At 61.2% G+C, this 10,588-nt stretch carries 10 protein-coding genes and 1 pseudogene; 9 read left to right on the forward strand and 2 right to left on the reverse strand.

Going from position 1 to position 10,588, the window contains the following annotated elements; translation table 11 throughout:
* The first annotated feature begins 15 nt into the window (after positions 1 to 15).
* The 7 genes from FHT84_RS24335 (at position 16) to FHT84_RS24365 (ending at position 7,433) form a co-directional block, all read left to right on the forward strand.
* Positions 16 to 1,299, forward strand: a complete 1,284-nt coding sequence (locus tag FHT84_RS24335) for an ABC transporter substrate-binding protein (RefSeq protein ID WP_183764415.1) — start codon at positions 16 to 18, stop codon at positions 1,297 to 1,299.
* Between the two features lie 79 nt (positions 1,300 to 1,378).
* Positions 1,379 to 2,098 carry an ABC transporter ATP-binding protein gene (locus tag FHT84_RS24340; protein ID WP_183764412.1) on the forward strand — a complete coding sequence of 240 codons (720 nt, stop codon included), beginning with the start codon at positions 1,379 to 1,381 and terminating at the stop codon, positions 2,096 to 2,098.
* Complete coding sequence (locus FHT84_RS24345) at positions 2,098 to 2,808, forward strand: ABC transporter ATP-binding protein (RefSeq protein ID WP_113248725.1); 711 nt, start codon at positions 2,098 to 2,100, stop codon at positions 2,806 to 2,808. Before FHT84_RS24340 ends, FHT84_RS24345 begins: the two co-directional genes overlap by 1 nt.
* A complete protein-coding gene (locus tag FHT84_RS24350; protein ID WP_183764410.1) occupies positions 2,805 to 3,668 on the forward strand; it encodes a branched-chain amino acid ABC transporter permease in 864 nt (287 codons plus the stop codon). Before FHT84_RS24345 ends, FHT84_RS24350 begins: the two co-directional genes overlap by 4 nt.
* Before the next feature lies 1 nt (position 3,669).
* Positions 3,670 to 4,788 (forward strand): branched-chain amino acid ABC transporter permease, encoded by a 1,119-nt coding sequence (locus FHT84_RS24355; protein ID WP_183764407.1) that lies wholly within the window; start codon positions 3,670 to 3,672, stop codon positions 4,786 to 4,788.
* On the forward strand, positions 4,781 to 6,535 hold the full coding sequence (locus tag FHT84_RS24360) for an FAD-dependent monooxygenase (RefSeq protein ID WP_183764404.1): 1,755 nt from the start codon (positions 4,781 to 4,783) through the stop codon (positions 6,533 to 6,535). Before FHT84_RS24355 ends, FHT84_RS24360 begins: the two co-directional genes overlap by 8 nt.
* Before the next feature lie 10 nt (positions 6,536 to 6,545).
* On the forward strand, positions 6,546 to 7,433 hold the full coding sequence (locus FHT84_RS24365) for an intradiol ring-cleavage dioxygenase (protein WP_183764401.1): 888 nt from the start codon (positions 6,546 to 6,548) through the stop codon (positions 7,431 to 7,433).
* 94 nt (positions 7,434 to 7,527) lie between these two features.
* On the opposite strand, the gene FHT84_RS24370 is transcribed toward FHT84_RS24365, so the two are convergent.
* On the reverse strand, positions 7,528 to 8,502 hold the full coding sequence (locus FHT84_RS24370; protein ID WP_113248730.1) for a LysR family transcriptional regulator: 975 nt from the start codon (positions 8,500 to 8,502) through the stop codon (positions 7,528 to 7,530).
* Positions 8,503 to 8,675: 173 nt separating this feature from the next.
* Between FHT84_RS24370 and FHT84_RS24375 the strand changes: the two genes are divergently transcribed.
* Both FHT84_RS24375 and FHT84_RS24380 read left to right on the forward strand, forming a co-directional pair.
* Positions 8,676 to 9,632: a VOC family protein gene (locus tag FHT84_RS24375; RefSeq protein ID WP_145645257.1), complete on the forward strand. Its 957-nt coding sequence runs from the start codon at positions 8,676 to 8,678 to the stop codon at positions 9,630 to 9,632.
* 15 nt (positions 9,633 to 9,647) lie between these two features.
* A complete protein-coding gene (locus tag FHT84_RS24380; RefSeq protein WP_246713302.1) occupies positions 9,648 to 10,289 on the forward strand; it encodes a phospholipase in 642 nt (213 codons plus the stop codon).
* 41 nt (positions 10,290 to 10,330) lie between these two features.
* On the opposite strand, the pseudogene FHT84_RS31540 reads toward FHT84_RS24380, so the two are convergent.
* Positions 10,331 to 10,423 (reverse strand): annotated as a pseudogene (locus FHT84_RS31540) (3'-5' exonuclease); the annotation flags it as partial.
* Positions 10,424 to 10,588: the final 165 nt, after the last annotated feature.

Below are 10,588 nucleotides of genomic sequence, written 5' to 3' on the forward strand. Positions count from 1 at the left end.
GAGGAGGAAACCAAAATGTTTACGAGACGTGACCTGCTGAAAACCGCGGCGGCGACCGGCGCGCTTGCGGCGACATCCAGCCTTGCCATGCCCGCGATCGCCAAGGGAGCGGCGATCAAGCTCGGTTATGTCAGCCCGCAGACCGGGCCGCTTGCCGCTTTCGCCGAGGCCGACAAGTTCATCCTTGACGGCTTCCTGGCCAAGACGAAGGCCGCCGGGCTCAATTACGAAATTGTAGTCAAGGACAGCCAGTCCAACCCGAACCGCGCCGCCGAAGTCGCCAAGGAACTGATCGTCAAGGACGAGGTCAATCTCGTGCTCGTCGCATCGACGCCGGAAACCACCAATCCGGTCGCCACTACCTGCGAGGCGGAAGAGATGCCCTGCATCTCGACGGCCGCTCCCTGGCAGCCCTGGTTCATCGGTCAGCAGGCCAATCCAGGCGACCCCTCATCATGGAAGCCCTTCAACAGCACTTTTCATTTCTTCTGGGGCCTGGAGGATGTGATCGCTGTCTACACCAACATGTGGCAGCAGCTGGAAACCAACAAGAAGGTGGGCGGCCTCTTCCCGAACGACGGGGACGGCAATGCCTGGGGCGATAAAGTGGTCGGTTTCCCGCCGGTTCTCGAAAAAGGCGGCTACACCCTTGCCGATCCCGGCCGCTACCAGAACCTGACCGATGATTTTTCCGCGCAGATCAATGCCTTCAAGTCCGGCAACTGCGAGGTCATCACAGGCGTCATGATCCCGCCTGATTTCACCACCTTCTGGAACCAGGCCAAGCAGCAGGGTTTCCATCCAAAGATCGCCTCCATCGGCAAGGCCATCCTATTCCCGCAAGCTCTTGAGGCTTTGGGCAAGAGTGGTCACAACCTGTCCTGCGAGGTCTGGTGGTCTGCCAGCCACCCGTTCAAATCTTCGCTGACGGGAGAGAGCGCCGCGGAACTTGCCGCAGGCTTCACCAAAGCCACAGGCCGGCCCTGGACGCAGCCGATCGGCTTCGTTCACGCGCTTTTCGAATTGGCGGTCGATGTCATGAAGCGGGCGGACCCGCCGGACAGCGCGGCTGTAGTCAAAGCGATCGCAGCGACCAAGCTGGACACGATCGTTGGCCCGGTCGCCTGGGACGGTGCCAATGTCCCGCCTTTTGCCGCGAAGAACGTGGCCAAGACACCGCTCGTTGGCGGCCAGTGGAGATTGAAGGACGGCGGCGGCTACGATCTCGTCATCACCGACAACAGGACTGCTCCCAATATTCCCACAGGCGGCAAGATGGAGCCGATCGCCTCGGCGTGATGCCTTGACCGGGTTCGGCCCGGAGGCGGTCATGCGCCGGATTCGGCGAAGGACGAAACGGACACCAATCAGGAAGACGATGGTCATACTTGCCCTCGAAAACGTTTCGAAGAGCTTCGGCGCCCTGAAGGTCGCGGATGGAGTGTCGTTTGCGCTGGAGAGCCGAGAGGCGCTCGGCATCATCGGGCCGAACGGTGCGGGAAAATCCTCCCTGTTCAATCTCATCAGCGGCAATCTGCGCGTCGATGAGGGGCGGATTATCTATCGCGACGAAGACGTGACGCGCCAGCCGCCGATGGCGCGATGCCTGGCAGGGATCGGCCGCACATTCCAGATCCCGCAGCCCTTCCAGCAGCTGACCGTCTTCGAAAACCTTCTGGTCGCTGCCGCCTACGGATCGCGAAAGACGGAACGCGAGGTGTCGGAGCGCTGCGCGGATATTTTGGTGAACACCGGCCTGATTGCGCGCGCCAATCAGGCCGCCGGCAGTCTCGGCCTCCTCCAGCGCAAACGCCTCGAACTTGCGCGGGCGTTGGCGACGGAGCCCAAGGTGCTGCTGCTCGATGAGATCGCCGGGGGCCTCACGGAGGGCGAATGTGGCGAGCTGGTGGAGACGATCCGGACGATCCACGGAGCCGGTGTCTCCATCATCTGGGTCGAGCACGTGCTGCATGCCCTCAATTCCGTGGTGAGCCGTCTTCTCGTCCTGAATTTCGGCAAGGTGGTCGGCCTCGGCAGGCCGGCCGAAATCATGGAATCGCAGGCGGTCCGCCAGATCTATCTCGGGATTGACGTCTGATGGCTCTTCTTGAAACACGGGGCCTCACGGCTTTCTACGGCGACTTCCAGGCGCTCTTCGGGGTCGACATCACGCTTGATGCCGGTGAGACTTTGGCGATCATCGGCGCAAACGGCGCTGGCAAATCCACGCTGATGCGCTCGATTTCGGGCATGCTCGCCAACGAGCCCGACCAGATCAGTTTCGATGGCAGGCCGATCGGCGCACTGCCGGCCCCCGAGGTCATGGCGCTCGGTGTCGCCATGGTGCCGGAAGGTCGCAGGCTCTTCCCGTCGCTGACGGTGGAGGAAAATCTGCTGATCGGCAAATATGGGCGCAGCGTCAAAGGGGCGTGGACGCTTGAGACAATATACGAGCTCTTTCCGGTCTTGAAGGAGAGGCGCGGCAATTCCGGCACCGCGCTATCGGGCGGCCAGCAGCAGATGGTTGCGATCGGCCGGGCGCTGATGTCCAATCCGAGGGTGTTGCTCTGTGATGAAATCAGCCTGGGCCTGGCACCGGTGGTGATCCGCGATATCTACGCAGCCTTTCCCAAAATCCGCGCCGAGGGCGCAGCCATCGTGATCGTCGAGCAGGATATCGGCCAGGCACTCAAGGTGGCAGACCGTCTCTATTGCATGATGGAGGGACGCGTGACGCTGACCGGAACACCGGACGCAATTAGCCGCGCCGACATCCATTCTGCCTATTTCGGAGTGCATACGGGATGAACTGGCTCGACACGATCATACAAGGCATTCTGCTTGGCGGTCTGTACGCGCTGTTCGCGGCCGGCCTGAGCCTCGTTTTCGGCATCATGCGGCTGGTCAATCTCGCGCATGGCGATCTTATCGTCCTGGCCGCCTTCCTGCTTCTGGTGCTGGTCAGCGCGCTCGGGCTCAATCCTTTCGTTGCGGCGCTCGTCGCCGTTCCGGTGATGTATGCGGTCGGCTGGGCCCTGCAGTTCCTCGTGCTCAATCGCACCATTGGAGACGACATACTGCCGCCGCTGCTTGTCACCTTCGGCCTTTCGGTCGTTATCCAGAACGCGCTGTTGGAAGGCTTTTCCGCCGATAGCCGCCGCGTTTCGGTGGGCGCGCTGGAAACCGCGTCTCTCAAATTCGGGCCGGTCAGTGTCGGCACTATGCCGCTCCTGACTTTCCTGGCGGCGGTTGCTGTCATCGTTGGGCTCAACCTCGTCTTCTACAAGACGAGCCTCGGCCGCGCCTTCCGCGCCACCTCCGACGATCGCGCCACGGCGGGCCTGATGGGCATCCGCTCCGACCGCATCTTCGCGACCGCGACGGGCCTTGCGATGGTTGTGGTAACGATTGCGGCCCTCTTTCTCGGCATACGCGCCAATTTCGACCCAACGATGGGCCCGGCGCGGCTGATCTACGCCTTCGAGGCGGTCATCATCGGCGGGCTCGGCTCCTTTTGGGGTACGCTCGCCGGCGGCGTGATCATCGGCGTCGCGCAAACGATGGGCGCAGCCGTCAATCCCGAGTGGCAGATCCTTGCGGGCCATGTGGCATTTCTTCTTGTGCTGTTGGTCCGCCCGCGCGGGCTTTTTCCAAGGGCGGTGGACTGACATGGTGCATGAGAGGCTTTCCTCCGATTCCGCTTCGCCCGCGCCGCTGCCCGGCTGGACCGTATCGACGCGCAATCGCGCCTCGTCGTTTGCGGTGATTCTCATCGTTGCAATGGTCGCAGCAGGCGTTGCCGCTCCCTTTCTGGTTCCCCGCGCGGTGCTTCAGAACCTGTTCTTCATCCTGACGATGTTGACGCTCGCGCAATGCTGGAACCTGCTTGCCGGCTATGCCGGGCTCGTTTCGGTCGGCCAGCAGGCCTTCGTCGGCTTCGGGGCCTACGTCATGTCCGCTGCCGTCATCCTCAGCGGGCTCAATCCTGTTGTCGCGATCGTGCTCGGCGGGCTTGCCGCCATGATGCTTTCCGTGCCGACGGCCTTTTTCGTCTTCCGGTTACACGGTGCCTATTTCGCGATCGGTACCTGGGTGATCGCCGAGGTAACGCGGCTGTCCCTGGCGCAGTGGAAGGCGCTCGGCGGCGGCACGGGAACATCGCTGCCTTCCGGTATCACGCGCGATCTGCCGGGTACCCGCTTTGCTGCCGAATGGTTCGGTGTGCGGCCTGCCCAGGCCGCGGATATGGTGTGCTATTGGCTGGCGCTTTTGCTGGCGTTTGCCGCCATCGGCTTTGCCTATCGGCTATTGCGTTCCAAGCAGGGATTGGGGCTTGCCGCCGTGCGTGACAACCGCGAGGCGGCAAGATCGGTCGGTATCGATCCAAACCGCATTAAATTTGCCGTCTATCTCGCCGCCGCCTTCGTCACGGGCCTGACCGGCGCGCTCATCTACCTGCAAAAAGCGCGCATCTCGCCAGATGCCGCCTTCTCGGTCACCGATTGGACCGCCTATGTGATCTTCATCGTCGTCATTGGCGGCATCGGCACGATCGAGGGACCGATCGTCGGCGTCATCGTTTTCTTCATTCTGCAGAAGCTTTTTGCCGAGTACGGCTCTTGGTATCTGCTCGTTCTCGGCCTTCTCGGCATTGCCGTCATGCTGTTTGCCCCGCGGGGACTGTGGGGCCTATTTGCCGAGCGCACCGGACTTCAACTTTTTCCCGTTCGCCGCATCCTTGCCGGTGGACCATTGACCAGGACTATCAAGGGAGGGCCGCATGGCTGACATCAATACCGACGTTTTGATCATAGGGACAGGCCCTGCCGGCTCGGCCTCAGCGGCACTGCTTGCCAGCTACGGCGTCGAGACTATGGTCATCAACCGCTACCGCTGGCTGGCCAACACGCCGCGCGCGCATATCACCAACCAGCGCACGATGGAGGTTTTGCGCGATCTTGGAAGGGATGTCGAGGACGAGGCCTATCTCTTTGCCACCGGGCAGGATTTGATGGGTCAGAACGTCTTTTGCACCTCGCTTGCTGGCGAAGAGATCGGGCGTATGCGCAGTTGGGGAACGCATCCGGTGAGCCGGGCCGAGCATCAGCTGTCGTCCCCCTCGCACATGAACGATCTGCCCCAGACCTTCATGGAGCCGTTGCTCTTCAAGACGGCATGTTCGCGCGGCGCGCAGGCGCGGATGTCGACCGAATATATTCGCCACGAACAGGACGCCGACGGCGTAACGACGACCTGCCGCGACAGGCTCACAGGCGCGGAGCTCACGGTCCGGTCCAAATACCTGATTGGCGCCGATGGCGGCAACTCCAAGGTGGCGGAAGATGCAGGGCTCAGCTTCGAGGGCCGTATGGGCGTCGGCGGATCGATGAACATTCTCTTTAAAGCCGATCTTTCGAAATACGTCGCCCATCGCCCCTCGGTGCTCTACTGGGTCGTCCAGCCGGGCGCCGACGTCGGCGGCATCGGCATGGGCTTGGTGCGCATGGTTCGGCCATGGAATGAATGGCTGATCGTCTGGGGATACGACATCAACCAGCCGGCGCCGGATGTAGACACGGCCTTCGCCACCAAGGTGGTGCGCGACCTCGTCGGGGACCACGAGCTGGCGGTGGAAATCCAGTCGGTTTCGACCTGGACCGTCAATAATCTCTATGCAACGACGATGCAGAACGGCCGGGTCTTCTGCATGGGTGATGCCACCCATCGGCATCCGCCATCGAACGGACTGGGCTCCAATACGTCGATCCAGGATGCTTTCAATCTCGCGTGGAAACTCAGTTATGTGTTGAAAGGCAAGGCTGGTCCCGCTTTGCTCGACAGCTACCAGCATGAGCGCGCCCCGATCGCCAAGCAGATCGTGACCAGAGCCAACAAGTCGATCGAGGAGTTCGGGCCGATCTTCAAGGCGCTTGGCCTGCTCGATTCCATCGACCCCGTGAAAATGCAGCAGAACATGGATGCGCGCTGCGACGATACGCCGGCAGCCGAAACGCAGCGTGCTGCCATCCGTCAGGCGATCGCAGCCAAGGTCTATGAATTCGATGCCCACGGCGTCGAAATGAACCAGCGCTATCGCTCGGATGCCGTTCTCGCCGACGGTGAGCCCGAGCCGGCCTTCGAGAGAGATGCGGAGTTGCACTACCAGCCGACCACCTGGCCGGGTGCGCGGCTGCCGCATGCCTGGATCTTTGCCGATGACGGCGCCAAGGCTTCGACGCTCGATCTTTGCGGCAAGGGCCGTTTTACGGTGCTTACCGGCATTGGCGGCCGCGGTTGGGTCGAGGCAGCGAAGCTGCTCGGCCGTGAGCTTCGCCTCGACATCGAGGCCCATATCATCGGGCCGCGCCAGCATTGGCAGGATCTGACCGGCGACTGGGCCAATCTGCGCGAGGTCCGCGACAGCGGCATCGTTCTGGTGCGACCCGACCAACATGTCTGCTGGCGTCGCGAAACCATCGCGCAGGATCCCGTGGCGGAGCTTCGTCGCGCGCTGTCCTTTGTTCTAGCTTTGTGAGATTTTCGCTATGGAAACGCATGAAAAGGGATTTTTCACGGAGGAGAACTCCGTCGAGGTCGTCACCGGGCGCAATGCCAACGCGCGTGACCCGCGGCTGAAGCAGGTGATCGAGGTCATCACGCGCAAGCTGCACGAGGCGGTCAAGGAAATCGAGCCGACGCAGGATGAATGGTTCAAGGCGATCATGTACCTGACCCAGACCGGTCATCTCTGCAACGAGTGGCGGCAGGAATTCATCCTGCTTTCGGACGTGCTCGGCGTGTCGATGCTTGTCGATGCGATCAACAACCGCAAACCGTCGGGTGCGTCGGAATCGACCGTGCTTGGACCATTCCATGTTGCGGACGCGCCCGAATTGCCGATGGGGGCCAATATCTGCCTCGATCAGAAGGGCGAGGATATGGTCATTCATGGCCGCATTCTCGATATCGACGGCCGACCCGTTGCCAATGCCGTTCTCGACGTCTGGCAGGCCAACGACGAAGGTTTCTACGACGTCCAGCAGAAGGGCATTCAGCCCGACTTCAATCTGCGCGGCGTGTTCCGTACCGGCGCGGACGGCCGCTACTGGTTCCGGGCGGTCAAGCCGAAGTTCTATCCGATCCCCGATGACGGTACGGTCGGCAAGCTCCTGGCGGGACTCGGCCGCCATCCCTATCGCCCGGCTCACCTGCATTTCATCCTCAAGGCCGACGGGTTCGAGACGCTGACGACACATATATTCGACCCCCACGATCCCTATATCAACTCCGACGCCGTCTTCGGCGTCAAGGAAAGCCTGCTGGCCGAATTCAAACGCGTCGACGATGCGGCGCGGGCTCACGAGCTGGAGTTTCCGGGCTGGTTCTGGGAGGTCGAATACGATTTCGTGCTGGCACCCTCGAAACCGGGCTAGGCTTTGCCGGCGACGCGAAAAGGCCGGAGCGCGACAACCTGTGCTTCGGCCTCACGCAGCCGATTGCGGCGACGGCCGCTCGGCCCGGACCCTTTCATTCACGCTCGGCCATGAAAGGGCCGTGGGCCCAGCGGATTTCCTGCTCGTGCTTTTCGACCGACCGGCGCAGCTCGGAGAATTCGCGCCGCAGATGTCCAATAAGCTTGCGGGCGGCCGGATTTGAATAAGGCTTCGTTCTCGTCATGATCCCGAGCGCGCGCTGCGGCTGCGGGATGTCAAGCGGAATGACGCTAATCCTGTTTTCACGCCGGAACGAGTGAGCGACGGAAAGCGGCAGGATTGCCAGGGCGTCCGTTCCGACCAGATAGTTCAAGACGCTCATCAGGGAGCCTCCGGCATAACGGATCGAAACTTCCTCAATTCCCAGCGTGAGCAGAATATTGTGCAGGTCCAGTACCAGCGGCGAGCCGGGCAGAGGAGCGACCCATGGATAATTGAGGATGTCCTCCGTTGCCAGATTGCGTTTGCGCATCAGCGGATGGCCCGCACCGCAGGCCAGCACGTTTCGCGCAGGCAGCAGTGGTTCGAACTGCTGGTCAGCGCGAAGGTCGGTGGAGCCCGTCGGTGTAACCGCGACATCGATCTGGCCGGATTCGAGCTCGCTTACAAGGTCGGAATAGTTGCCGTAGGACTGGTGCACCATGATCCCCGGCTCATCGTGCTGGAACGAGGCGATCATGGGCGAGACAACCGCATCCATGAAGAAAGGAACGCCGCCGATCCGCACGCGGCCGAACGAACCCGACTTGAAGCTGCGGATGATTTCCATCGCCTTGCGCGAGGACGCGAGAATCGCCTTGCCTTGCAGGCCAAGCTGTTCGCCGAGTGGTGTCGGCTGCATCGGCCGGCGGCCGGAAACGAACAGCGGCTCACCTACACGCTTTTCGAGGATGGAGATGGTCCGCGACACGGCTGACTGTGTCATGCCAAGCATGGCGGCGGCTTCCGTCACGCCTCCGGTTTCGATGACGGCGGCAAGCTGAACAAGGTGATGTTCCACAATCTTCATAGCAAAATGCTATAGTATTTATGAACAATCTCATCAACAGTCGTTTTAGATCGGCTATATTTGCAGGTGTTGAGTGGTTGGCAAGCGGCTGAGAGCCTGATTGCCAATCGACGGGGAGAAAGCGGAGGAGGGCCGCGCCCCGGGACGATCGATTGTTTCACGGGAGGAGAACGATGGCACTTGTCAGCGGCTATCATCACTTGACCCTTTGCACCGATGGCGTGCAAGAGGATTACGATTTTTATACCAAAGCGCTTGGCCTTTATTCGGTCAAACGCACCGTGCTGTTCGACGGCACCATCCCCGTCTATCACCTCTATTACGGATCCCGCAGCGGCGAGGCTTCGACGATCATCACGACCTTTCCGTTCCGCAAGCCCGCCGTTTTTGGCCGCCGTGGAACGAACCAGTCGAAGATCATCCAGCAGGCGATCCCTGCCGGCGCGTCCGGCTATTGGGTCGAGCGGCTCAATGCCCGTGGTATCGAGGCTGAGAAAATATCGCGCTTCGGTATCGCGCGCGTGGCCTTCAAACACCCTTGCGGCATTCCGCATGAACTTGTCGAAAGCCCTGCAGACAACCGGCCGCCCATCGTCAACGAGGCGCAAGGGGTCACGGCGGAGCACGGTATCAAGGGCATTTACGGCGCGGCGATTGCCGTGTTCGATCGCACCGCCATGGATGACTTCCTGACAGTTGGCCTGTCGATGAAAAAGGAGGCTGACAGCAATGAGGGACTGATGTTCTCCGTCCCGAACGCAAACGGTCCCAACAGCATGGTCGAAATCCTGCATGAAGCAAATAGCCCGCAGGGCACCTGGACGCTTGCCGGCGGTACCATTCATCATCTGGCGCTGAACACTGGCGACGAACAGAACCAGCTGCAGCTGAAGGCGCATCTGGAGGGTTTGGGGTTCACGGACGTTTCCGACCAGAAGGATCGTAACTATTTCAAGTCCTGCTACGTCCGCTCACCGGGCGGCGCGCTGTTCGAGATCGCCTGGTCGGTCGAGGGCGGCTGGGCGCTTGACGAACCGGCCGACCGGATCGGTACCACGCTGGTCTTCCCGCCGTGGTTCGAGAACCGTCGCGAAGAGCTGATCGCCGGCCTGGAACCGGCCAACTTCTGAGCCGGAGCGATGGCGATGCATCATGAACCTCTCCTGCTCGGCGCTACGCCCGAGGAGGCTCAAGTCCACTGCGTCTTCATTCATGGGCGTACCCAGTCGCCTGAAGACATGCACGAGCAGGTGATTGGTCGGCTTAAGGCGTGGGGCGTGGCTTTTGTGCTGCCGCGTGCTGCCGGCAGAAGCTGGTACGGAGCGCGGGCGACGGAGCGGCTGACGCCGGCGACGCGAGAGGAACTGGAAGGCTCGCTGGCTTATATTCGCGGCATTGCCGACGAATTGACCCGTCGTCGCCACGCGACGCCTTTGTTGATCGGCGGCTTCAGCCAGGGCGCGTGCCTGGCTCTGGAATATGCGATGAAATACGGGCCATGGCGGGGTGCCATGGTCAATCTTACCGGCTGCCGAGTCGGCACCACGGAGTGCGACAGACCCTTTGCTGACCTTGATCGCATGCCGGTTTATCTGACCGGGTCCGACAAGGATCCTTGGATCCCTGTCGACGCTTTCGCCGATGCTGCCGAAAGTCTCGCGCGGGCACGAGCGAGTTTGCGTTGCGACGTCGTGCCCGACCGCGCGCACGAGGTGTCGGCCCAGGAAATTGGTGAGTTTGAAAACATGCTCTCGCAGATTGCCGGCGGTGATCGCGTAATACTTTAGAATGCGATCTTTCGATCTTCGTCAAGCACCCCTCGCTCAGTACTCTGGTTGATGAGATAGCCGCGCTTGGTCCCTTTATATTCCTTGGCGCTCCAATTGATCTTGGAATTGGAACAAGCCCATGCCTTGCGGGCCTTAGGGAAACTACAAGTTTAGGGAAACTCCAAGGGCGAAAAAGCGTTTTGATGCTGTGACCCTCATCGGAAGGAGGTGACATGAAAGAGGCCACCTCCGCCGATAGAACGGATGACTGAGATGCAGGTGATGATCGAGGGACAGTCACACTTCCGGTGTTTCGG

The sequence above is a fragment of the Rhizobium sp. BK289 genome (assembly GCF_014193575.1).
GTDB classification, from domain to species: domain Bacteria; phylum Pseudomonadota; class Alphaproteobacteria; order Rhizobiales; family Rhizobiaceae; genus Rhizobium; species Rhizobium tropici_C.